This is a genomic window from Variovorax sp. JS1663, assembly GCF_002157355.1.
GTDB lineage: Bacteria > Pseudomonadota > Gammaproteobacteria > Burkholderiales > Burkholderiaceae_C > Variovorax.
Window position 1 is genome coordinate 24712 of the sequence record NZ_LYMK01000014.1, and the last position, 21220, is coordinate 45931.

The 21220-nt window shown below is 70.0% G+C and carries 21 protein-coding genes; 16 read left to right on the forward strand and 5 right to left on the reverse strand.

Going from position 1 to position 21220, the window contains the following annotated elements; translation table 11 throughout:
• Positions 1 to 12: 12 nt before the first annotated feature.
• The 8 genes from A8M77_RS13685 to fabG are packed head-to-tail and all read left to right on the forward strand — an operon-like array spanning position 13 to position 8455.
• On the forward strand, positions 13 to 1713 hold the full coding sequence (locus A8M77_RS13685; RefSeq protein ID WP_086922058.1) for an AMP-binding protein: 1701 nt from the start codon (positions 13 to 15) through the stop codon (positions 1711 to 1713).
• Positions 1710 to 2693 carry an acyl-CoA synthetase gene (locus tag A8M77_RS13690; RefSeq protein WP_086922059.1) on the forward strand — a complete coding sequence of 328 codons (984 nt, stop codon included), beginning with the start codon at positions 1710 to 1712 and terminating at the stop codon, positions 2691 to 2693. The genes A8M77_RS13685 and A8M77_RS13690 overlap by 4 nt, the downstream gene beginning before the upstream one ends.
• Positions 2665 to 3267 (forward strand): LolA-related protein, encoded by a 603-nt coding sequence (locus A8M77_RS13695; RefSeq protein ID WP_086922060.1) that lies wholly within the window; start codon positions 2665 to 2667, stop codon positions 3265 to 3267. The genes A8M77_RS13690 and A8M77_RS13695 overlap by 29 nt, the downstream gene beginning before the upstream one ends.
• Positions 3268 to 3302: 35 nt before the next feature.
• Positions 3303 to 5657: an MMPL family transporter gene (locus A8M77_RS13700; protein WP_086922061.1), complete on the forward strand. Its 2355-nt coding sequence runs from the start codon at positions 3303 to 3305 to the stop codon at positions 5655 to 5657.
• The gene (locus A8M77_RS13705) at positions 5657 to 6499 is read left to right on the forward strand and encodes a polysaccharide deacetylase family protein (RefSeq protein WP_086922062.1); all 843 of its coding nucleotides are present in this window, start codon (positions 5657 to 5659) and stop codon (positions 6497 to 6499) included. The genes A8M77_RS13700 and A8M77_RS13705 overlap by 1 nt, the downstream gene beginning before the upstream one ends.
• Positions 6496 to 7257: a class I SAM-dependent methyltransferase gene (locus A8M77_RS13710; RefSeq protein WP_086922063.1), complete on the forward strand. Its 762-nt coding sequence runs from the start codon at positions 6496 to 6498 to the stop codon at positions 7255 to 7257. Before A8M77_RS13705 ends, A8M77_RS13710 begins: the two co-directional genes overlap by 4 nt.
• A complete protein-coding gene (locus A8M77_RS13715) occupies positions 7254 to 7727 on the forward strand; it encodes a hydroxymyristoyl-ACP dehydratase (RefSeq protein ID WP_086922064.1) in 474 nt (157 codons plus the stop codon). The genes A8M77_RS13710 and A8M77_RS13715 overlap by 4 nt, the downstream gene beginning before the upstream one ends.
• On the forward strand, positions 7724 to 8455 hold the full coding sequence (fabG, locus tag A8M77_RS13720) for a 3-oxoacyl-ACP reductase FabG (protein ID WP_086922065.1): 732 nt from the start codon (positions 7724 to 7726) through the stop codon (positions 8453 to 8455). The genes A8M77_RS13715 and fabG overlap by 4 nt, the downstream gene beginning before the upstream one ends.
• On the opposite strand, the gene A8M77_RS13725 is transcribed toward fabG, so the two are convergent.
• The 4 genes from A8M77_RS13725 to A8M77_RS13740 are packed head-to-tail and all read right to left on the reverse strand — an operon-like array spanning position 8452 to position 12394.
• Positions 8452 to 9228, reverse strand: coding sequence for a glycosyltransferase family 2 protein (locus A8M77_RS13725; protein WP_086922066.1), 777 nt, complete (start codon positions 9226 to 9228; stop codon positions 8452 to 8454). The genes fabG and A8M77_RS13725 overlap by 4 nt on opposite strands.
• On the reverse strand, positions 9195 to 9992 hold the full coding sequence (locus tag A8M77_RS13730) for a lysophospholipid acyltransferase family protein (protein WP_086922067.1): 798 nt from the start codon (positions 9990 to 9992) through the stop codon (positions 9195 to 9197). Before A8M77_RS13730 ends, A8M77_RS13725 begins: the two co-directional genes overlap by 34 nt.
• A gap of 15 nt (positions 9993 to 10007) precedes the next feature.
• On the reverse strand, positions 10008 to 11039 hold the full coding sequence (locus A8M77_RS13735; protein ID WP_086922068.1) for a chorismate transformation enzyme, FkbO/Hyg5 family: 1032 nt from the start codon (positions 11037 to 11039) through the stop codon (positions 10008 to 10010).
• Positions 11036 to 12394 (reverse strand): NAD(P)/FAD-dependent oxidoreductase, encoded by a 1359-nt coding sequence (locus A8M77_RS13740; protein ID WP_086922069.1) that lies wholly within the window; start codon positions 12392 to 12394, stop codon positions 11036 to 11038. Before A8M77_RS13740 ends, A8M77_RS13735 begins: the two co-directional genes overlap by 4 nt.
• 171 nt (positions 12395 to 12565) lie before the next feature.
• Here A8M77_RS13740 and A8M77_RS13745 point away from each other — a divergent pair, with 171 nt between their 5' ends.
• From A8M77_RS13745 to rng, 8 genes are read left to right on the forward strand one after another with little or no spacing between them, the layout of a single operon-like run.
• Positions 12566 to 13291: a YebC/PmpR family DNA-binding transcriptional regulator gene (locus tag A8M77_RS13745; protein WP_086922070.1), complete on the forward strand. Its 726-nt coding sequence runs from the start codon at positions 12566 to 12568 to the stop codon at positions 13289 to 13291.
• Between the two features lie 25 nt (positions 13292 to 13316).
• On the forward strand, positions 13317 to 14609 hold the full coding sequence (purD, locus tag A8M77_RS13750; RefSeq protein WP_086922071.1) for a phosphoribosylamine--glycine ligase: 1293 nt from the start codon (positions 13317 to 13319) through the stop codon (positions 14607 to 14609).
• An 8-nt stretch (positions 14610 to 14617) separates the two neighbouring features.
• Positions 14618 to 15532 (forward strand): oxygen-dependent coproporphyrinogen oxidase, encoded by a 915-nt coding sequence (hemF, locus tag A8M77_RS13755; RefSeq protein ID WP_086922072.1) that lies wholly within the window; start codon positions 14618 to 14620, stop codon positions 15530 to 15532.
• Positions 15523 to 16131 (forward strand): nicotinate (nicotinamide) nucleotide adenylyltransferase, encoded by a 609-nt coding sequence (gene nadD / locus A8M77_RS13760; protein WP_086922073.1) that lies wholly within the window; start codon positions 15523 to 15525, stop codon positions 16129 to 16131. The genes hemF and nadD overlap by 10 nt, the downstream gene beginning before the upstream one ends.
• On the forward strand, positions 16131 to 16781 hold the full coding sequence (gene rsfS, locus A8M77_RS13765; protein ID WP_086922074.1) for a ribosome silencing factor: 651 nt from the start codon (positions 16131 to 16133) through the stop codon (positions 16779 to 16781). Before nadD ends, rsfS begins: the two co-directional genes overlap by 1 nt.
• Entirely contained in the window at positions 16778 to 17245 is a 468-nt protein-coding gene (rlmH, locus tag A8M77_RS13770; protein ID WP_086922075.1) for a 23S rRNA (pseudouridine(1915)-N(3))-methyltransferase RlmH, read from the forward strand. Before rsfS ends, rlmH begins: the two co-directional genes overlap by 4 nt.
• Positions 17242 to 17847 carry a Maf family protein gene (locus A8M77_RS13775; RefSeq protein WP_086922076.1) on the forward strand — a complete coding sequence of 202 codons (606 nt, stop codon included), beginning with the start codon at positions 17242 to 17244 and terminating at the stop codon, positions 17845 to 17847. Before rlmH ends, A8M77_RS13775 begins: the two co-directional genes overlap by 4 nt.
• Positions 17848 to 17862: 15 nt before the next feature.
• Positions 17863 to 19386 carry a ribonuclease G gene (rng, locus tag A8M77_RS13780; protein ID WP_086922077.1) on the forward strand — a complete coding sequence of 508 codons (1524 nt, stop codon included), beginning with the start codon at positions 17863 to 17865 and terminating at the stop codon, positions 19384 to 19386.
• Positions 19387 to 19405: 19 nt separating this feature from the next.
• Here the strand turns inward: rng and msbA are convergent, their stop codons facing one another.
• The gene (gene msbA / locus A8M77_RS13785) at positions 19406 to 21190 is read right to left on the reverse strand and encodes a lipid A export permease/ATP-binding protein MsbA (RefSeq protein WP_086922078.1); all 1785 of its coding nucleotides are present in this window, start codon (positions 21188 to 21190) and stop codon (positions 19406 to 19408) included.
• Positions 21191 to 21220 lie beyond the last annotated feature (30 nt).

A 21220-nucleotide genomic window follows, 5' to 3' on the forward strand; every position in this document is an offset into this window, starting at 1 on the left:
TGTGAGCCGAGCTTGAGCCCTGCCGATCTTCTTCCGCTTCTGGCCCCACGCGATCCGGATGCGCCGCTCGCCTGGCGCGCCGGCCAGCCGGTCAGTGCCCGCGCGTTCCTGGCCGACGTGGCGCGCCTGGCGCCGCAACTGCCGGACGGCGGCCCGGCCGTCAACCTCTGCGGCGACCGCTACGACTTCGCGCTCGGCCTGTCGGCAGCGCTGGTGCGCGGCCAGACCAGCCTGCTGCCGCCCGACGCGCGGCCCGATACCCTGGCGCGGCTGACCGAATCCGGCGGCCATGCCTATGCGCTGGTGGACGACCCGGCGCTCGACACGCCCGGCATGCCGCGCGTGCTGATCGAGCGCCGCCATGCGCTGCCGGAGGGCATGGGCGACATGGCGGTGCCCGGTATCGCAGCCCACCTTCATGCGGTGAGCCTGCTGACTTCGGGCTCCACCGGCGCGCCGCAACCGCATGCCAAGTCGTGGCAGACGCTGGTCGGTGATGTGGCGGCCGCGGTGGGCCGTTTGTCCGAGTTCCTGGGGCGTCCCTCGCTGGCCGGGCTCACGCTGGTGGCCACGGTGCCGGTGCAGCACAGCTACGGCCTCGAATCCTCCGCGCTGCTGGCGATGCTTGGCGGGGCCGCTTTCGACAGTGGCCGGCCTTTCTTCCCGGCCGACGTGGCGCAGGCGCTGGCCTCGGTGCCGCAGCCGCGGGCGCTGGTGACCACGCCCTTCCATCTGAAGACGCTGCTGCTGTCGGGCATCGCGCTGCCGCCGGTGGACCTGATCCTCTCGGCCACCGCGCCGCTGTCGCCGCAGCTGGCGGCCCAGGCCGAGCAGGCCATGGGCGGCCAGCTGGTCGAGATCTACGGCAGCACGGAATCGGGCCAGGTCGCGACGCGGCGCCCGACCCGGAGCGAAGTCTGGGAGACCTTCGGCGAGATCCGTGTGCATGCGGAACACGACGCGGAGGGGGCCGAGCGCTTCATCTTCGCGGGTGACTTCGTCCCCGAGCCGACGCCGATGGCCGACATCCTGGAACTGGTCGACGATCGGCGCTTCCGCCTGCTCGGACGCGCCAACGACCTGATCCACGTCGCCGGCCGGCGCAGCTCGCTGGGCTACCTCAACCACCACCTCAACAGCATCCCCGGCGTCGAGGACGGCGCCTTCTGGCTGCCCGACGACGTGACCGACGGCGTGGTGCGCCCGGTCGCCTTCGTGGTGGCGCCCACGCTGGACGCGCACGCCATCATCGCGGCGCTGCGCGAGCGGCTGGAAGCGGTGTTCGTGCCGCGCCGGGTGGTGCACGTGAACGCCTTCCCCCGTGCCGGCACCGGCAAGCTGACCGTGCGCGCGCTGCGCGAGTTCGCGCTGGCGCAGCTCGCCTCCGACGGCACGCCGGTGCAGCTCAGCCACGAGGTGCCCGCGGACCATCCCGCCTTTGCCGGCCATTTCCCGGGCCAGCCCCTGCTGCCCGGTGCATTGCTGCTGGCCGAGGTGCTGGAGGCCGCGCAGGGCGTGCCGGCGCTGGCCGCCCGGCTGGGCCCTCGGCCCACGCTCGCGGCCGCCAAGTTCCTGGCGCCGGTGCGCCCGGGCAGCCGCCTCCTGATCGACCTCGTGCCCGAGACGGGTGCCTCGCGCGGCCTGCGCTTCGAGGTGCGGATGGACGAGGTAGTGGCCGTCAGCGGCCGCTGGACACCCGGCCCCGAACCATGAGCATCGCGCAGCCCCCCGAGGCCGGCGACGCGAAACCGCGCCAGGCCGACTGGGCGCGCGCGCCCGAGCGCAGCAACATGCTGGCGCTGCGCGTGATCTGCTGGATCGCGCTGCGCTGCGGGCGGCCGGCCGCGCGGCTGGTGCTGCATCCGGTCTGCCTGTATTTCCTGCTGTTCGCGCCTACGCCGCGCCGGCACATCAAGCGCTACCTGTTCCGCGCCATCGGCCCGCGCGCCGGCTGGGCCGACGGCTACCGGCTGCTTCATGCCTTCGCCTCCACCGTGCTGGATCGCATCTACTTCCTGCGCGGCCGCATGGACCTGTTCGACGTGCGGGTGCAGGGCAATGTGCCGGTGGAGGAAGAAGCGCTCGCCGGCCGCGGCGCCTTCATGCTGGGCGCGCACATGGGCAGCTTCGAGGCCCTGGGCGGCTGCAAGCACCATGCGCCGCGGCCGGAGGACCTGCGCATCGCAATGCTCATGTACCCCGACAACGCCCGGCAGATCAACGCCGTGCTGGAGGCGATCGCGCTGCCGGAGCTGCGCCCGCACATCATCGCGCTGGGCCGCCCGCATGCCATGCTGGCGCTGCGCGAATGGCTGGACGGCGGCGGCCTGGCCGGCCTGCTGGCCGACCGCACGCTGGCCGGAGCGGATGAGGCGGACGCGCAGCGCAGCAGCACCGTCCCGCTGCCTTTTCTCGGCGTACCGGCGCCCTTCAACGACGGCCCCTTCCGGCTGGCCGCACTGCTGCGCCGCAAGGTGTTCTTCATGGCGGGGCTCTATGCGGGCGGGGCGCGCTACGATGTCCATTTCGAGCTCCTGGCGGACTTCAGCGAACGCGTCACGGACCCGGCCGAACGGGAACGCCGCATCCGCGCCGCGCTCGAAAGCTACGTCGCGCGGCTCGAGGCCCTGTGTCGCGCCTACCCCTACAACTGGTTCAACTTCCATGATTTCTGGCTCGAAGATTCGGCTTGAGCGCTGGTGCCGGTGGCTGCTGGGGCCCCTGGCCCTGGCCCTTTTCGCATCGTCCGCCTGGGCCTTCGATCTGCCCGAGCTGATGAGCCTGCTCGCGAAGCAGAAGAACGGCGAGGCGCGCTTCACCGAGCAGCGCTTCGTGCGCGGCCTCGAAGGCCCGCTGGATGCGAGCGGCACGCTGAGCTTCCAGGCGCCCGACAAGCTGACCCGGCGCACGGTCTCGCCGCGGGCCGAGACGATGACGGTCGATGGCAACATGCTGACCCTGTCGCGCGGCGGCCGCACGCGCACGCTGACGCTGGACAGCATGCCCGAGCTGCTCGGCATGGTCGAGGCCATGCGCAGCACGCTGAACGGCAACGCGCAGACCCTGCAGCGCTACTTCCGCAGCACGCTCACCGGCACGTCCGACAAGTGGGCGCTGGAGCTGGTGCCCATCGACGACAAGCTCGCGGCCCAGGTGCGCTCGTTGCGCCTGAACGGCAAGGCGGGCGAGGTGCTGGGCGTCGAGATGGAATTCATCGGCGGCGACCGCTCGGTCATGGTCATCACGCCGGTGCGCGGCGCGTCGTGACGGCGCGGGAGGCACCGACATCGAACCGTCGGCGCATGGCGCTGGCGATCGTCGTCTGGCTGCTGGCGCTGGCGGCCGGCATCGCGCTGATCGCGCGCACGCATTTCAGCGCCGACCTCTCGGCCTTCCTGCCGGAGAGCCCGGACGAGCGGCAGCGCGTGCTGATCGAGCAGCTGCAGAGCGGCATCGCCTCGCGCACGCTCTTCATCGGCATCGAGGGCGGGCGCGACGCGGCGCAGCGTGCCGACGTGTCGCGCGCGGTGGCGGCATCCATGCGCGAGAGCAAGCTGTTCGACCAGGTACAGAACGGCGAGACCGGCGACTGGAAGGAGGCCGGCACCTGGCTGTTCGACAACCGCTACCGGCTCGCCCCCGATATCGCGCCCGAGCGCTTCACCGCGGAGGGCCTGCGCGAGGCCATCGGCTACACCCTGTCGCTGCTGGGCACGCCGGCCGGCAACCTGGTCAAGCCGCTGCTGGAGCGCGACCCCACCGGGGAGACGCAGCGCATCGCCGAAGGGTTGATTCCGGCGAGCTCGCCGCGCAGCGAGCAGGGCGTGTGGGTCTCGCGCACGGCGCCGCGCGCCCTGATCCTGGCCACCACCCACGCGGCCGGCAGCGACCTGGATGCGCAGGCACAGGCCATCGCCCGCATCCACCAGGCCTTCGATCAGGCCACGCGCGCGATGAAGGGTGCAGGTCCGCGCCTGCAGCTCACTGGCGCGCCGGTGTTCTCGGTCGAGAGCCGCGACCAGATCAAGCAGGAGGCCATCCATCTCGCGGCCGTCGGCGGCATCGTGATGGGCGCCTTGCTGTTGCTGGCCTTCGCCTCGCCGCGCGCGCTGGTGGTGGCACTGCTACCGGTCGCCACCGGCGTGGTCGGCGGGACTGCGGCCGTGGCCCTGGTCTTCGGCGAAGTGCATGGGCTCACCATGGGCTTCGGCAGCACGCTGATCGGGGAGACGGTGGACTACGCGATCTACTACCTGATCCAGGCGCGCGGCGCCGCAGTCGCCGGCACCGGATGGATGCGCTGGCGCGAGATCCACTGGCCCACGGTGCGGCTGGGCCTGCTCACCTCGGTCTGCGGTTTCGCGGCGCTGGTGTTCTCGGGCTTTCCGGGGCTGGCGCAGCTGGGTGTGTTCTCGCTGGCCGGCCTGGTCGCCGCCGCGCTGGTCGCGCGCTTCGTGCTGCCGGTGCTGGCGCCGGACGGTGCGGCCGGCATGGGCATGCGGCGCCAGATGGCGCACATCGCCGGCCTGATCGTGCGGGCGCTGCCGCGGCTGCGCTGGATCTTCGCCGGCCTGGGCATCGCGGCCCTGGCACTGGTGCTGTGGCAGGGCGGCCACCTGTGGCGCGCCGACCTGAGCGCGATGAGCCCGGTGCCGAAGGCTGCGCAGAAACTGGACGAGGAACTGCGCGCCGACATCGGCGCCAGCGACGGCGGCACTCTGGTGGTGGTGCGCGGCGCCGACGAACAAGCTGCGCTGCGCAACACGGAGGCGGCCGCGGCGAAGCTCGAGGCGCTGGTCGGGCAGGGCGAGCTCGCCGGCTTCGAGAGCGTGACCCGCGTGTTGCCCAGCGAGGCGGCGCAGGCGGCGCGCGTCGCCAGCCTGCCCGATGCCGCGACGCTGAAGACCCGCCTCGCCGAGGCGACCCGCGGCCTGCCGCTGCCCGCGGCGCGGCTGGCGCCTTTTCTGGCCGACGTGGAGGCTGCACGCGGCCAGCCGATGGTCCGTCGCGCGGATCTCGACGGTGGCCCGCTGGGTGCGGTGGTGAGCGCCCTGATGTTCGAGCGCCCCGGCGGCGGATGGTCCACGCTGATCGCGCTGCATCCTGGCGAGCGCTTCGATGCCGGCCGCCTCGCGTCCGCGCTGGAAGGCATGCCGGAGGTGCAGGTGGTCAATGTCGGCGACGAACTGCGCAGCCTGTACCGGCGCTACCTGCACGAGGCCTTCGTGCAGGTGATGCTCGGCGCCGCCGCCGTGGTGCTGCTGCTGGGCGCCTGGCTGCGCTCGGGCCGCCGCCTGCTGGCCGTGTGCGAGCCCCTGCTGGTCGCGGTGCTGCTCACGCTGGGCGGGCTGGCCCTGCTGCAGGTGCCGCTGGGCATCCTGCACCTGGTGGGCCTGCTGCTGGTGGTAGCCGTGGGCTCCAACTACGCGCTCTTCTTCGACCAGTTGCGCGAGACCGGCCGGGCCGACGAGGACACGCTGGCCTCGCTGCTGCTGGCCAACCTGACGACGGTGGTGTCCTTCACGCTGATCGCGATCTCGGACATCCCCGCGCTCTCTGCCATTGGCCGCGTGGTGGCGCCCGGCGCGCTGCTCGCGCTGCTGCTGTCGGCTGCCTTCGCGCGTGGGCCCGTGCGGGCGGAAGCGGCATCGCGCTGATGGGAGAATCGTCGCCCATGTTTTCGAGCCCGCCTGCCTCCGGAACCTGGCCCTGGCCGGTCTTCGTGCGCGCCAGCGCGCTCTGGCACCTGGTGGCGCTGGCGGTGGCACTGTTCGTTCCGGGCGCATGGCCCTGGGCCCTGGCTGCCGTGGTGCTCAACCACTTGCTGATCACCGCCGCCGGCCTTACGCCGCGCAGCCAGCTGCTGGGGCCGAACATCACGCGGTTGCCCGATGCCGCGGCCGCACGCCGGGAGATCGCAGTCACCATCGATGATGGGCCCGATCCCGCGGTCACGCCGCAGGTGCTGGACCTGCTCGACGCGCACGGGCAGCGGGCCACCTTCTTCTGCATCGCCGAGCGCGTGCAGGCGCATCCCGCACTCGCGCGCGAGATCGTGGCGCGCGGCCACAGCATCCAGAACCATACGGCGCGCCATCGACACAACTTTTCCTTCCTCGGGCCGCGTGGCTTCCAGGCCGAAATCGAGCGCGCGCAGCAGATGCTGCTAGCGGTGACGGGCGAACGCCCGATCTGCTTCCGCGCGCCGGCCGGGTTGCGCAACCCCTTCCTCGCGCCCGTGCTGCACCGCCTCGGCCTGGTGCTGGTGAGCTGGACCCGCCGCGGCTTCGACACCCGCGAGCGCGATGCGGTCACCGTGCTGGCGCGCCTCACCCGGGACCTGAAGGCCGGCGACATCCTGCTCCTGCACGACGGCCATGCCGCGCGCACGGCGGCTGGTCGGCCGGTGATCCTCGAGGTCCTGCCTCTTTTGCTCGAACGCCTGCGCACCGACGGCCTGCGCGCCGTGACCCTGCCGCAAGCCCTGACCCCCGCATGAACGACAGCCTTTCCACCGACGCCGCCTGGCGCCAACTGCATGAAGCGGCCAGCGCGCCGTACAGGAAGGCCGGCAACTTCGCCTGGCATTTCGCCCGCGGCAAGCTGGGTCGCGACCCGGTGTTCCGCGGCCTCGTCGAACGGGGCCTGATCGGCAAGCGCCGCCGCCGCGTGGTCGACATCGGCTGCGGCCAGGGCCTGTTCGCCAGCCTGTTGTCGTCGATGGCGGCGATGCAGAGGGAGCCCGGCCGCTGGCCCGCGACGTGGGCAGCCACGCCGGCCGGGGCCGACTACACCGGTATCGAGCTGATGCCGAAGGACGTGGCGCGTGCCGAGGCGTCCATCGGCCATCTTCAGCCCAGGCCGCGCTTCGTATGCGAGGACATGTGCACGGCCGCGATGCCGGCCTGCGACCTGGTGGTGATCCTCGATGTGCTGCACTACGTGGACCATGCGGCGCAGGAGCGCGTGCTGCGGCGGGTCCGCGGCGCGCTGCAGCCCGGCGGCCGCCTGCTGCTGCGCGTGGGCGATATGGCCAGCCGGCGCGGCTTCGCCGTCAGCCAGTGGGTCGACCGCACGGTCACGCGCATCCGCGGGCACAAGGTGTCGCCGACCTGGGGCCGCACCGTGGCCGAGTGGACGGCGCTGCTGCAGGGCCTCGGTTTTTCACCGGTGTTGAGCATCCCGATGAGCGAGGGCACCCCTTTTGCCAACGTGCTGCTGGTGGCCGATGCCGGCAAGGAGTCTTCGTCGTCATGAGTGCACCGCAACAGCTCGACCGCGCCGGCATTGCGCGCCTGATCCCCCACAGCGGCAGCATGTGCCTGCTGGAGCGCCTGGAGTCCTGGGACGCACAGCACATCCATTGCAGCACCGGCAGCCATCGGGAGGCCGACAACCCCCTGCGCACGGCCGGCGGCCTGCTGTCGCCCAATGCGATCGAGTACGCGGCGCAGGCGATGGCCCTGCACGGCGGCCTGATTGCAAAGGAGGGCAGCGAGCCTTCGGCCGGGTTCCTGGCCAGCGCGCGCAACGTGCGGCTGGCCGTCACGCGGCTCGACGGCATCGAGGGCGCGCTGCAGGTGCATGCGCAGCGCGTCTCCGGCGACGCGAGCCAGATCCTCTACGAATTCGCGGTGAAAGACGAAGCGGGCCGTGCGCTGGCCGAAGGCCGCGCGGTGGTCGTGCTCAACACGCCGCTTGCCACGGAAGGCAGGACATCCTCATGAGCCTCGACGGAAAACGTGCACTGATCACCGGTGCCAGTGGTGCTTTGGGCGCAGCCATCGCGCAGCGCCTGGCGCGCGACGGCGCCGTCGTGCTGCTGCATGCCAATTCGAGGCCGGAGGCCGTCGAGCAGCTGGCGGCTTCCATCACGGCCGCGGGCGGCCGGGCTGAGTGTCATGTCTTCGACCTCGGCAGCGACGAGTCCACGCGCCAGGCCTGCGAGACGATCCTGAAGGGCGGGCCAGTACAGGTGCTGGTCAACAACGCTGGCATTCACGATGACGCGGTGCTGCCCGGCATGAGTGCGGCGCAATGGCACAAGGTGATCGACGTCTCGCTGCACGGCTTCTTCCGCGTCACGCAGCCGCTGCTGCTGCCGATGCTGCGCACGCGCTGGGGGCGGATCATCAACATGTCGTCGGTGGCTTCGCTGACAGGCAACCGCGGGCAGGTGAACTACGCCGCGGCGAAGGGCGCGCTCAACAGCGCGACCAAGGCGCTGTCGCTCGAGGTGGCGGCGCGCGGCGTGACGGTCAACGCGATCGCGCCTGGGATCATCGCGTCGCCCATGGCGGACGGGGCCTTCGACAAGGCCTTGATCGATCAGCTGGTGCCGGTGAAGCGGGCGGGCAGGCCGGAGGAGGTGGCGGCGCTGACTGCGTTTCTGGCGAGCGAGGAGGCCGGGTACATCACTGGCCAGGTCATCTCGATCAACGGCGGAATGGTCTAGCGCTGGAACGGCGGCGCGCGCCGCAGCCGCCGCTGCAGCAGATCGGGCAGTCTGAACACGAACTCGATCACCAGCCTGGCGTGCATCCAGGTCAGCAGCGTGTTGTCGCGCAGGTAGTTGAAGTGCGAGACGCCGCCTTCCTCGGCCGTGAGGTACTTGACCGGCGCATCGATGTTGACGGGCTTGACGCCGCGCCAGGCCAGGCGCACCACCGCCTCGGTGTCGAAGTCGAAGCGGCGCATCCAGGGCTGGCGCGCCATGACGGCGATCAGCGCGCCCACCGGGTACACGCGAAAGCCGTAGAGCGAATCGCCGATGCCAGCGAACAGGGTCTCGAGCTGGGTCCAGCTGTTGGAGACCTTGCGTCCGCGCACCCGCAGGAGCGGTGCCGAGGCGTCGAAGACGGGCCGTCCCAGCACCATGGTCTCCGGCCGTGCCTGCGAGGCCTGCATGAACGCGGGGATCAGGTCCGCGGGATGCTGCCCGTCCGAATCCATGGTGAGCACGTGCGTGAAGCCCGCTTCCTGCGCCGCGCGCAGGCCGTGCAGCACGGCCGCGCCCTTGCCCTGGTTCCGGGGCAGCACCCACACGCGCAGGCCCGGGTCGCCGGCCGCCATCTGCTGCAGCCGTTCGCCGGTGCCGTCGGTGCTGCCGTCGACCACCACCCAGACCGGATTCCATTGCGCGCGCGCCGCGCTCACGGTGGAGAACAGGCGCTCGCCTGTGTTGTAGCTGGGAATCAGGACAAGGTGGGTGCGCGAGACTGCTGGCATGCGGGCTGCGCGTCGTTGGCGCGCTGTTCCATCGGGTGTCGGAAGTATTGTTCGATCTCAGCCAGCAGGGCGTCGCTGTTCTGCTGGGGTGCGAAACGCCGGCCCAGCCGCAGCGTGAAGACGATCGGTAGCGGCGGCACGCGCCACAGCGGCCAGCCTTTGGCGAGGTAGGGCGAGTCGGTGTCGATGAAAACGGTCTGGATCGGCGCCTGGGCCAGCTTGGCGATCAGGGTGACGCCAGGGCGGAAGGCGTTGAGCGGTGGCGTGACCGTGCGCGTGCCTTCGGGGAAGATCACCAACTGGCCGCCCGCCTGGAGGTCTTCCACCGCCAGCTTGATCATGGTGCGGGCGGAGTCGTTGCGGATGTAGCGCGCCAGGCGCGCGCCGGCGCCGAGGAAGATGTTTCGCATCAGGTCGGCCTTCATGATGCAGGCGCTGCGCGGCAGGCGTGCGACCAGCAGCAGGGCGTCGAGCATGGTGGGGTGGTTGGCCACGAAGATCAGGCCGCGCTCGTCGCGCAGCGCGTCGAGGCAGCTCGCATCGATGCGCATCATGCCCAGCGTCGAGGCGGTCCCCCAGAAGGCGCGGTAGGACCAGGCGATCACGGCTCGGCCGAGCGTGCGCCCCGTTCCTGCGGGCAGCACGGGGTAGAGCAGCATCGCCACCAGGTTCCACAGCAGAGAGATGCCGCCCAGCACCAGCAGCAGCGCGTAAAGCATCAAGGCAAGCGGGATGGCGAGGATCCAGCGCAGGAGGCGCTTCATGGGCAACCCGTGCGTTCAGCCGCCCAGTGAACCGCCGGCGACGGCATGGGCCTCGATCTCCACCAGCAGGTCCTGGCGGCAGATGTCCGCCTCCAGGTAGACCGCATGGCGCATCGTGTGGGAGGCGGCGCCCAGCCGCTGCGTCAGGATCTCGCGCACCGCCGGCGCGTCGGCGACGTGGCGGACGTAGACCACGGCATCGATCGCCTCCAGTGCGAAGCGGGCGGAGCCGCGCTGGTTGGCGGCGGCGATCACGGCCTCCAGGTTGCGCAGGGTTTCCTCGGTCTGCGCCCGCACGTCGCCGAGGTGCACGGTCTCGTGCCCGACGATGCTGGCGGTGCCGGAGATGAACAGCGCCACGTCGCCGCCGCCGATCTCGGCCAGTGCCGCGCGCGAGAAGGTGGGCGAGCGCGGGCCGTAGGCGGGCGGGTAGTGGTAGGCCGAGACCTGGCGCGGGTTCTCCACCGGCAGCGGCGCGACGCGACCGGCCAGGAAGCGGATGCACAGCGCGCCCTGGTGGATGCCCAGCGCACAGGCCGCGGGTGCGCCCTCGAAGGCAGACTGGCCGGCCTCCACGAAGGCCTCCTGACGGCCCAGGTTGAACTGGCGGTAGCGCTCCAGCCCGCCGCCGTCGGCGTTGATGCGAGGCAGGTAGTTCCAGATGCGCAGAAGGTGCCGGCAGCCGGTCTGCGCCAGCGCCTGGAACAGGTCGTGGTAGGCGCGGTGGGCAAGCTGAGTCAGGCCCGCGCCCTCGATCGCTTCGTCCAGGTCGATGGCGCCCAGCATCCAGTGCCCGTCGCAGCGCCAGCGCACCACGCCGGTGGTGCCCGATTCGATGTGCTCGCTGGCGTGCCAGACATCGGCCATGGCGCCGGCATCCGAGAGCACCCGGGCATTCACCGTCGGCATCCAGGCCAAATGACCGGGCGTGCCGTAGCCGAGCGCGCCGAAGGGCGGATGCCCGCCGGAGGGCAGGGCCAGGCTTTCGGACAGAGACAGCCGCTCGACACGCAGGGGCGGCACCCCGTGGAAGTCGCGCGCGCTCACCGTGCCTCGACCACGTTTTCGCCGGCAAGCGGCCCGAGGTCGCGGATGTTGCTGCGTCGCCGCCGCCAAGCCAGCCAGGTGCGGCGTGGATGGCCGGCCGAGACCAGGTAGTACAGGGTCTTGAGCACGCGCAGCGAGCGCCAGATCGGCGTCTTGCCGTAGATGTCGCCGGCCAGCAGTGACAACAGTGCTTCTTTCACGCGGAATGGGTTCTCCGGGTACATGAAGAATTCGCGAATGGTGGGGTTGGTCACGCGGAAGATGAACCAGGAAAACTCGCGCGGGCCCTTGCGCATGTCGCGCTCGAAGCGCTGACGTGCGGCCGCGGCCTGGGCGGGACGGTCGAGCGCCGTGGCCACGACCTCGGCACCCTCGAAGGCGCTGTACATGGCCAGGTAGACGCCGGAGGAGAACACCGGGTCGATGAAAGTATAGGCATCACCCAGCATCAGGTAGCGCTCACCGCTGCAGTGGGTGCTTGTGTACGAATAGTTACCGGTCGCGTAGACCGCATCGTCCACCAGCGTGGCCTGCGACAGGCGTTCGAGCAACTGCGGGCACAGCGCGATGGTGTCGGCGAAGAATTCCTTGAGCGGCTTGGTGCGGGACTTCAGGTAGTAGGGCCAGCACACCGCGCCGATGCTGGTGGTGCCGTCAGCCAGCGGGATGTACCAGAACCAGCCGTGGGCGAACCAGAAGATCGTGATGTTGCCCTCGAGCTTGCCCGGCAGGCGATCGGCGTTGCGGAAGTGGCCGAACAGCGCCGAGCTGTTGTGCCGCGGGTTCTTCTGCTTGGCCTTGAACTTGTTCGACAGGAAGGTGTCGCGGCCGGAAGCATCGAGCACGAAGCGGGCACGCCAGGTGCGCACGGCACCGTCATCGAGCTGGGCGGTGATGGTCGCGCCTTCGCCGTCGAACAGCACGTCGCGCACGCGGCACCCCTCGATCGTCTGCGCGCCGCGGGCAGCGGCGTTGCGGAACAGGATCTCGTCCATCTCCGAGCGCCGGACCTGCCAGGCATAGGGCATGGTCTTGTCCCATGCATCGCCGAACTCGACCATGGCGGTGTGGTCATGGTCGGGCGAGACGAACTCGACGCCCCACTTGGGCATGCCGATGCGCTCGATCTCCTCGCGCAGGCCCAGCCGGTCGAACAGCTGCACGTTGGCGGGCAGCAGCGACTCGCCGATGTGGAAGCGGGGATGGTGTTCCTTTTCGAGCACCACCACCTTGCGGCCCTGCTGCGCCAGCAGCGCCGCGGCGGTCGAGCCGGCCGGCCCGCCGCCGATCACGAGCACGTCGCAATGGTCGGGCGCGACGGCTTCGGCATGGGCTGTTGTCGGAGGAGTGTTCATGCGCTGTGAGGGATTGGATACCGGACGATGCCCTTGGGGACATGGCGCATCAGCGGCGGATTATCCCAAAAAGCTTCCACGCTCCCGCTGTAGGACGCGGGGCCGTCATGCGCGCCGGCCAAGTAAACTCGCTACCTGCTTTTGAATTACGAGATCGCGAGATAGCAAGCCATGGCCGGACACAGCAAGTGGGCGAACATACAGCACAGGAAGGGCCGGCAGGACGAGAAGCGCGGCAAGCTCTGGACCCGTGCCATCCGTGAAATCATGGTCGCGGCCAAGGCCGGCGGCGGCGATCTGAGCGCCAACCCCCGCCTGCGCCTGGCGGTCGACAAGGCCAAGGCGGTCAACCTGCCGGCCGACACCATCAAGCGCAACATCGACAAGGCCACCGGCAACCTCGAGGGCGTGAGCTACGAGGAGATCCGCTACGAAGGCTACGGCATCGGTGGCGCCGCCATCATCGTCGACACCATGACCGACAACCGGGTGCGCACGGTCGCCGAGGTGCGGCATGCCTTCGGCAAGCATGGCGGCAACATGGGCACCGAGGGCTCCGTGGCCTTCCAGTTCAAGCATTGCGGGCAGATCGTCTTCGCGCCCGGCACCAGCGAGGACAAGGTGATGGAGGTCGCCCTGGAGGCCGGCGCCGAGGACGTGGTCACCGACGAGGACGGGGCCATCGAGGTGCTGACCGCACCCGGCGACTTCGAGGCGGTGCGCGATGCGCTGGAAGCCGCCGGCCTGAAGCCCGAGGTGGCCGAGGTCACGATGCGCGCCGAGAACACCATCGACCTGGCCGGCGAGGACGCCGCGAAGATGCAGAAGCTGCTCGACGCACTGGAGGACCTGGACGACGTGCAGGATGTCTATCACAACGCCGCGCTTTCCGAATGAGGACGGTGCCCATGAAAGCCTGCGAATGAAGGTACTGGTGATCGGGGGAGGGGGCCGCGAGCACGCACTGGCGTGGCGTCTGGCGCAGGCCGCGCGCGTGAGCCGCGTCTACGTCGCGCCCGGCAACGGCGGCACGCGCGGGGACGAGCGCTACGAATGCATCGACATCTCCGAGCCCGCCGCGCTGCGCGCCTGGGCGCAGAAGGAGAAGATCGCGCTGGCCGTGGTCGGCCCCGAGGCGCCGCTGGCCGCCGGCGTGGTCGACGAGTTCCGCGCGCACGGGCTGCGCATCTTCGGGCCGACCAAGGCGGCTGCCCAGTTGGAGAGCTCCAAGGCCTTCTCCAAGGCCTTCATGAAGCGCCACAAGATCCCCACGGCGGAGTACGAGACCTTCGCCGACGCGGCCGCTGCGCATGCGTACGTGGACGCCAAGGGCGCCCCCATCGTTGTCAAGGCCGACGGCCTGGCCGCCGGCAAGGGCGTGGTGGTGGCGATGACACCGCAGGAGGCGCACGAGGCCATCGACTTCATGTTGGTGGACAACAAGCTCGGCATCTCCCACAACGAGGGCGGGGCGCGCGTCGTGATCGAGGAATTCCTGCAGGGCGAGGAAGCCAGCTTCATCGTGCTGTGCGATGGCGTGAACGTGACCGCGCTGGCCACCAGCCAGGACCACAAGCGCCTGCAGGACGGTGACCAGGGCCCCAACACCGGCGGCATGGGCGCCTACTCGCCGGCGCCGGTGGTCACGGCCGAAGTGCATGCGCGGGCCATGCGCGAGATCATCCTGCCGACCATCCGCGGCATGGAGAAGGACGGCATCCCGTACACCGGCTTTCTCTACGCCGGCCTGATGATCGATGCGGCCGGCCATCCCAAGACGCTGGAATTCAACTGCCGCATGGGCGACCCTGAGACCCAGCCGATCATGATGCGGCTGAAGTCCGACCTGTTCGAGGTGTTCTGGCACGCCACCGACGGCACGCTGGACCAGATCGAGCTCGACTGGGACCGTCGCGTCGCGCTGGGCGTGGTGATGGCGGCGCATGGCTATCCGCTGTCGCCGCGCAAGGGTGACCGCATCAACGGCATTCCTGCCGAGGCGCCCGATGCCGTGGTCTTCCATGCCGGCACCGTGCTGGAGGATGGCGAGCTCAGGACCAGTGGGGGCCGCGTGCTGTGCGTGACCGTGCTGGCCGACAGCGTCAAGCAGGCGCAGCAGCGCGCCTACGCGGTGGCGGCGCGCATCCACTTCGATGGTGCCCAGTACCGCAAGGACATCGGGCACCGCGCCGCGCAGGCGCGCACGCAAGGCTGAAAAAGCCGATGGGCGACGATCCGAAAGCCGTCGGCGACTACCTGCGCGGGCTGCAGCAGCGCATCATGGGTGCGGTCGAGGTGGCCGATGGCGAGACCTGTGTGCGAGATGCCTGGGAGAAGGCGCCGGGCGAGCCATTGCAGGGCAGTGGCCTGACCTGCATCCTGGAAGAAGGCAAGCTGTTCGAGCGCGCCGGCTGCGGCTTTTCGCAGGTGCGCGGCCCGAAGCTGCCGCCCTCGGCCACCCAGCACCGCCCCGAACTGGCCGGCGCGCCTTTCGAGGCGATGGGCGTCTCGCTGGTGTTCCATCCGCGCAACCCCTACGTGCCGACCGTGCACATGAATGTGCGCATGCTGGCGGCACTGCCTGCCGGCGGCGAGCCGGTCTGCTGGTTCGGCGGCGGCATGGACCTCACGCCCTACTATGGCTTCCAGGAGGACGCGGTGCATTTCCACCGCACCTGCCGCGACGCGCTGGCGCCTTTCGGCGAGGACAAGTACCCGCGCTTCAAGACCTGGTGCGACGAGTATTTCTTCCTCAAGCACCGCAACGAGCAGCGCGGTGTGGGCGGCATCTTCTTCGACGATTTCGCCGAGCTGGGCTTCGAGCGCAGCTTCGCCATGCTTCGCACGGTGGGCGACGCCTTCCTGCCGGCCTACCTGCCGATCGTGGAGCGCCGCCGCGGCATGGCCTGGGGCGAGCGCGAACGCGCCTTCCAGCTCTACCGGCGTGGGCGCTACGTGGAATTCAACCTGGTCTGGGACCGCGGCACGCATTTCGGGCTGCAGTCGGGCGGGCGCACCGAATCGATCCTGCTGTCGATGCCGCCACAGGCCAGCTGGGCCTACCGCCGCGAGCCGGAACCCGGCACGTCCGAAGCGGCGCTCTACAGCGATTTCCTCGTGCGCCGCGAATGGCTCTGAACCGGCCTCGGACGGGGGTGTTCGGCGGTGCCTTCGACCCGCCCCACAACGCGCATGTCGCCCTGGTCCAGGCGGCGCTGGCGCAGCTGGGCCTGGCCGAGCTGCGCATTTTTCCGACCGGCGACGCCTGGCACAAGGAACGTGCGTTGAGCGCCGCTGAACACCGCCTGGCGATGGCGCGGCTCGCCTTCGTGGGTCTGACCGGCGCCGTCGTCGACGACCGGGAGCTGCGGCGCGCCGGCCCCACCTACACTCTCGATACGCTGCGCGAGCTGGAGCTGGCGCAGCCCGCGGCCGAGCTGGTGCTCATCCTGGGCGCCGACCAGGCCGCTTCGCTGCCCAGCTGGCACGGCTGGCGCGAGATCCTCGCCATGGCCGTCGTCGCCGTGGCGCAGCGGCCCGGCGCCGGTGCCTTCGATCCGGCAGGCCTGGCGGAACTCCCGCCCGGCGCCCGCTTCGAGACGCTCGCAATCGTGCCGATGGACACCAGCGCGACCGGAATACGGGCGCAGGCCGCGCAAGGGCGGGACCTTTCCCGGCTGGTTCCTCCGGCAGTTGCACGCTATATTGACCAACACTACCTCTATCGAACCCCCTGATGAGCACTGAAGCCGCCGCCAAGAAAGACACCCAGAAACTCCAGAGAGCCATCGTCGATGGCCTCGAGGACGTCAAGGCGCAGGACATCCAGGTCTTCGACACCGAGCATCTCTCGCCCCTGTTCGAACGCGTGATCGTCGCCTCGGGCACCTCCAACCGCCAGACCAAGGCCCTCGCTGCCAGCGTGCGCGATGCCGTGCGCGATGCGGGTTTCAACAAACCGCGGGTGGAGGGGGAGGAGAACGGCGAATGGATCATCGTTGACTGCGGCGCCGCGGTGGCGCACATCATGCAGCCGGCCATCCGCCAGTACTACCACCTCGAGGAGATCTGGGGCGACAAGCCGGTGCGCATGAAGTTCGGCGCCGCCAAGCCGATGGCTGCCAGGTCGGCCGAGGAGCCGCCTGCCGCCAAGGCGCCTTCGCTGAAGCGAACCAGCGCCGCGAAGACGGCGCATCGCGCGGCGGATGCAACGGCCAAGCCGAGGCCGGCGGCCAAGAAGGCCGCCGCCGGAAAGAAGCCCGCGGCGAAGAAGGCCGCGGTCAAGACCGTGGTCGTGAACAAGGCGCCTGTGAAGAAGGCCGCCGCCAAGAAGGCAGCCCCGGCAGCGAAGAAGGCGCCGCGCAAGACCACCACGGCGCGCGCATGAAGCTGCTGGTGGTCGCGGTCGGGCAGCGCGTGCCCGACTGGGCACAGACCGCCTGGGACGACTACGCCAAGCGCTTCCCACCCGAGCTCAAGCTCGAGCTGCGGGCGGTCAAGACCGAGCCGCGCGGCTCCAAGACGCTGGAGACGCTCTATGCCGCCGAGCGTGAGCGCATCGAGGCGGCGATCGCCAAGGGCATGCGCATCGTGGCGCTCGACGAGCGTGGCACGGCGCTGAGCACGAAGGCACTGGCGGCCCGGCTCCAGGCCTGGCAGGAAGAGGGCGACGACGTGGCGCTGGTGATCGGCGGCCCGGACGGGCTGGACCCGGCGTTCAAGGCGGCGGCGCACGAGCGCATCCGCCTGTCGGACCTGACGCTGCCCCATGCCATGGCGCGCGTGCTGCTGGTCGAGCAGCTCTACCGCGCCTGGTCGGTGAACGCCGGGCACCCGTACCACCGCGAATGAAAGAGGCCTTCATCTACCTCGCTTCGCAAAGTCCGCGGCGCGCGCAACTGCTGGGCCTGCTGGGCGTGCGCCACGAACTGCTGCTGGCCGGGCCCGAGGAGGATGCCGAGGCGCTCGAGCACGTGCTGCCCGGCGAATCGCCGACGGCCTATGTCCAGCGCGTCACCGGGCTCAAGCTCGATGCCGCGGTGGCGCGCCATCGCCGGCTGGGCCTGCCACCGGCGCCCGTGCTGTGCGCCGACACCACGGTTGCCTTCGGCCGCACCATCCTGGGCAAGCCCGAGAGCCGTGAGGACGCGCGCCGCATGCTGGCGATGCTGTCCGGCCGCACCCATCGGGTGCTGACTGCGGTGGCGCTGCAGCACGGGCGGCGCCGGCATGCGGCGCTGAGCGCGTCCCGGGTGCGCTTCGCCGAGGTGGACGCGCGTCGCATCGCTGCCTACGTCGCCAGCGGCGAGCCCGAGGGCAAGGCCGGGGCCTACGCGATCCAGGGCCGTGCGGCGGCATTCGTCGAGCACATCAGCGGCTCGCATTCGGGCATCATGGGGCTCCCGATGTTCGAGACGGCCGAACTGTTGCGAAAGGCCGGCTTCGCGCTGTAGAGCGGCAATGACAACATGCAAGACATCCTGATCAACTGGTCTCCGCAGGAGACCCGCGTGGCGCTGGTGGAGCACGGCGCCGTGCAGGAGCTCCACGTGGAGCGCACGCTGGAGCGCGGGCTGGTCGGCAACATCTACCTGGGCAAGGTCTCGCGCGTGCTGCCCGGCATGCAATCGGCCTTCATCGACATCGGTCTGGACCGCACGGCCTTCCTGCACGTGGCGGACATCGTGGCGCCCTTCACCCCGGGCTCGCGGCCGAGCGCCGTGGCCGAGCGCGACGGCCGCAACGCCGGCGCAGTGGTGCCGATCGAGAAGCAGGTGTTCGAGGGGCAGTCGCTGCTGGTGCAGGTGATCAAGGACCCGATCGGCACCAAGGGCGCGCGCCTGTCGACCCAGATCAGCATCGCCGGCCGGCTGCTGGTCTTCCTGCCGCAGGACAACCACATTGGCGTCTCGCAGAAAATCCCTTCCGACCTGCGCGATGCGCTGCGCGCCCGCATGCAGGCGCTGATCGAAGCGGCGGCCGCAGCCGGCAACGGCGGCGCGGTGCCTGAGGCCACCGGCGGTTTCATCCTGCGCACCAACGGCGAGGATTCGAGCGACGCGGAGCTGGCTGAGGACATTGCCTACCTGCGCAAGGCCTGGTCGCGCATCCGCGAGCTCTCGACCCGCATGGCGCCGCTGTCGCTGCTGCACCAGGACCTGAGCCTGCTGCAGCGCGTGCTGCGCGACCTGACGACCGAGGACACCCAGACCATCCGCATCGACTCGCGCGAGCAATTCGACGCGCTGCTCAAGTTCGGCCTGGAGTTCATGCCGAAGGCGGCCGGCAAGCTGCAGCTCTACAAGGGCGAGCGGCCGATCTTCGATCTCTATTCGATCGACGAGGAGATCGCGAAGGCCCTGGGCCGGCGCGTGGACCTCAAGTCCGGCGGCTATCTGGTGGTGGACCAGACCGAGGCGCTCACGACCATCGACGTGAACACCGGCGGCTATGTCGGCGCGCGCAACTTCGACGACACCATCTTCAAGACCAACCTGGAGGCCGCGCAGGCCATCGCGCGGCAGCTGCGGCTGCGCAACCTGGGCGGGATCATCATCGTCGACTTCATCGACATGGTGCGCGACGACCATCGCGAGCAGGTGCTGGCGGAGTTCCGCAAGCAGCTGGCGCGCGACCGGGTCAAGACCACGGCCGGAGGCTTCTCGCAGCTGGGGCTGGTCGAAATGACACGCAAGCGCACACGGGAATCGCTCGCCCACATGCTGTGCGAGCCCTGCCTGGCCTGCAGCGGGCAGGGCATCGTCAAGACCGCGCGCAGCGTGGCCTACGACGTGCTGCGCGAGATCCTGCGCGAGGCGCGGCAGTTCACGCCGCGCGAGTTCCGCATCGTGTCTTCGCCCCAGGTGATCGAGCTCTTCCTGGACGAAGAGAGCCAGCATCTGGCCGGGCTGAGCGACTTCATCGGCAAGCCGATCTCGCTGCAGGCCGAGCCGGCGATGGGGCAGGGCCAGTACGACATCGTGTTGCTGTAGCCGCTGCGGTCTTTCGACCTCAGAGACTGGGTTCGCCGCCCTCCGGCGCCACACGCACCGCATGCGCCTGCAGTCGCGCGTAGAGGCCATCCAGCGCGATCAGCTGGGCATGGTTGCCTTGCTCCATCACACGGCCGTGATCCATCACCACGATGCGATCGGCATGCTGGATGGTCGAGAGGCGGTGCGCGACGATCAGGGTGGTGCGGTTCTGCATCAGCCGCTGCAGGGCTTCCTGCACCAGTCGCTCCGATTCGGTGTCGAGCGCGGAGGTCGCCTCGTCGAGCAGCAGAACAGGGGCGTCCTTGTAGAGGGCGCGCGCGATCGCCAGGCGCTGGCGCTGGCCGCCGGAAAGCTGGATGGCGTTGTGGCCCAGCACCGTGTCGATGCCCTGAGGCAAGCCTTCGACGTGCACGGCCAGGTTGGCGGCCTCCACGCAGGCCAGCACGCGCTCGCGGTCGATCTCGGCGCCCAGTGCCACATTGGCGGCCAGCGTGTCGTTGAGCATTACCACGTCCTGGCTGACCATCGCGAACTGCGAGCGCAGGTTCTTGAGCTGCCAGTGACCCACGTCGTGTCCGTCCAGCAGCACCTCGCCGGCGCTGGGCAGCACGAAGCGCGGCAGCAGATTGACCAGCGTGGTCTTCCCCGAGCCCGAGGGGCCGACGAAGGCGACGACCTCGCCCGGCGCAATGGCAAGAGTGACGTTGTCCAGCGCGCGCGCCTCGTCCGCGCCGCGGTAGTTCACGCAGACCGATCGCAGCTCGATGCGGCCCGCCACGCGCGCGGCCTGGAAACTGCCCTGCGGCTCCGGCGCGACCTCGTCGATCAACGCCAGCCCGCGCTCCAGCGCTGCGAGGCCACGGGTGATCGGGCTGGTCATGTCGGCCAGGCGGCGGATCGGCGCGATCAGCATCAGCATCGCCGTGATGTAGGCCACGAAGCCGCCCACGGTGAAGCCCTGCTTGCCGCTTTGCCACAGCGCGATCATCACCACCGCCGAGAGCGCGACCGCGGCGACGATCTGGGTCAGGGGCGTGGTCGCAGCCGAGGCGATGGTGGACTTCACGGCCAGGCGGTTGAGGTCATGGCTCAGGCGCTCGAAGCGCCGGACCTGGCCGGCTTCGGCGTTGTGCAGGCGCACCATGCGGTGGGCGAGCACGTTCTCTTCGACCACATAGGCCAGTTCGTCGGTCGCCTTCTGCCCGAGCTGGGTGAGCCGGTAGAGCCGCTTGGAGAAGGCCTTGATGATCCAGGCCACGCCCGGTGCCAGCACGCCCACGATCAGCGTCAGCTTCCAGTTCAGATAGATCAGGTAGAGCAGCAGCGCGATCAGCGTGAAGCCGTCCCGCGACAGGCCCAGCAGCGCCTGCACCAGCAGCATGGCACCGGTCTGCACTTCGTAGACCACGGTGTTCGAGAGCGAACTGGCCGATTGCCGCGAGAACAGCGCTAGCTCGGCCGCGAGCAGGCGCTCGAACAGGACACCCCGAAGGCGCTGCATGCCTTCGTTGGCGATGCGCGCGAGCGCGTACTGGGAGACGAATTGCGCAATGCCGCGTACTGCGAACAGCAGGATCACGGCGGCGGGTATGGCCCAGAGCGGTAGCTGTCCGCGGTTGAAGCCGCGGTCCAGCAGCGGCTTGAGCATGGCGGCCATCAGGGGCTCGGTCAATGCCGCGATCAAGGCGCCGATGAGGCCGAGTGCCCACCAACGCCGTGCGCTTCCGAACCAGGTCATGAGCCGAGCGAGTCGGCGCGTCAAAGGGGGGCGCGCCGTCTCGGCGGCGGGGGAAGGCTGCATGGCGGCGCATTCTACGGTCGCGTCTCTTGT

What these genes read in the sequence shown, in the direction of transcription:
- A8M77_RS13690 (WP_086922059.1), top strand. Translation starts at nt 1,710, where the DNA reads ATGAGCATCGCGCAGCCCCCCGAGGCCGGCGACGCGAAACCGCGCCAG.
- A8M77_RS13695 (WP_086922060.1), top strand. Translation starts at nt 2,665, where the DNA reads ATGATTTCTGGCTCGAAGATTCGGCTTGAGCGCTGGTGCCGGTGGCTG.
- A8M77_RS13700 (WP_086922061.1), top strand. Translation starts at nt 3,303, where the DNA reads ATGGCGCTGGCGATCGTCGTCTGGCTGCTGGCGCTGGCGGCCGGCATC.
- A8M77_RS13705 (WP_086922062.1), top strand. Translation starts at nt 5,657, where the DNA reads ATGGGAGAATCGTCGCCCATGTTTTCGAGCCCGCCTGCCTCCGGAACC.
- A8M77_RS13710 (WP_086922063.1), top strand. Translation starts at nt 6,496, where the DNA reads ATGAACGACAGCCTTTCCACCGACGCCGCCTGGCGCCAACTGCATGAA.
- A8M77_RS13715 (WP_086922064.1), top strand. Translation starts at nt 7,254, where the DNA reads ATGAGTGCACCGCAACAGCTCGACCGCGCCGGCATTGCGCGCCTGATC.
- fabG (WP_086922065.1), top strand. Translation starts at nt 7,724, where the DNA reads ATGAGCCTCGACGGAAAACGTGCACTGATCACCGGTGCCAGTGGTGCT.
- A8M77_RS13725 (WP_086922066.1), bottom strand. Translation starts at nt 9,228, where the DNA reads ATGCCAGCAGTCTCGCGCACCCACCTTGTCCTGATTCCCAGCTACAAC.
- A8M77_RS13730 (WP_086922067.1), bottom strand. Translation starts at nt 9,992, where the DNA reads ATGAAGCGCCTCCTGCGCTGGATCCTCGCCATCCCGCTTGCCTTGATG.
- A8M77_RS13740 (WP_086922069.1), bottom strand. Translation starts at nt 12,394, where the DNA reads ATGAACACTCCTCCGACAACAGCCCATGCCGAAGCCGTCGCGCCCGAC.
- A8M77_RS13745 (WP_086922070.1), top strand. Translation starts at nt 12,566, where the DNA reads ATGGCCGGACACAGCAAGTGGGCGAACATACAGCACAGGAAGGGCCGG.
- purD (WP_086922071.1), top strand. Translation starts at nt 13,317, where the DNA reads ATGAAGGTACTGGTGATCGGGGGAGGGGGCCGCGAGCACGCACTGGCG.
- hemF (WP_086922072.1), top strand. Translation starts at nt 14,618, where the DNA reads ATGGGCGACGATCCGAAAGCCGTCGGCGACTACCTGCGCGGGCTGCAG.
- nadD (WP_086922073.1), top strand. Translation starts at nt 15,523, where the DNA reads ATGGCTCTGAACCGGCCTCGGACGGGGGTGTTCGGCGGTGCCTTCGAC.
- rsfS (WP_086922074.1), top strand. Translation starts at nt 16,131, where the DNA reads ATGAGCACTGAAGCCGCCGCCAAGAAAGACACCCAGAAACTCCAGAGA.
- rlmH (WP_086922075.1), top strand. Translation starts at nt 16,778, where the DNA reads ATGAAGCTGCTGGTGGTCGCGGTCGGGCAGCGCGTGCCCGACTGGGCA.
- A8M77_RS13775 (WP_086922076.1), top strand. Translation starts at nt 17,242, where the DNA reads ATGAAAGAGGCCTTCATCTACCTCGCTTCGCAAAGTCCGCGGCGCGCG.
- rng (WP_086922077.1), top strand. Translation starts at nt 17,863, where the DNA reads ATGCAAGACATCCTGATCAACTGGTCTCCGCAGGAGACCCGCGTGGCG.
- msbA (WP_086922078.1), bottom strand. Translation starts at nt 21,190, where the DNA reads ATGCAGCCTTCCCCCGCCGCCGAGACGGCGCGCCCCCCTTTGACGCGC.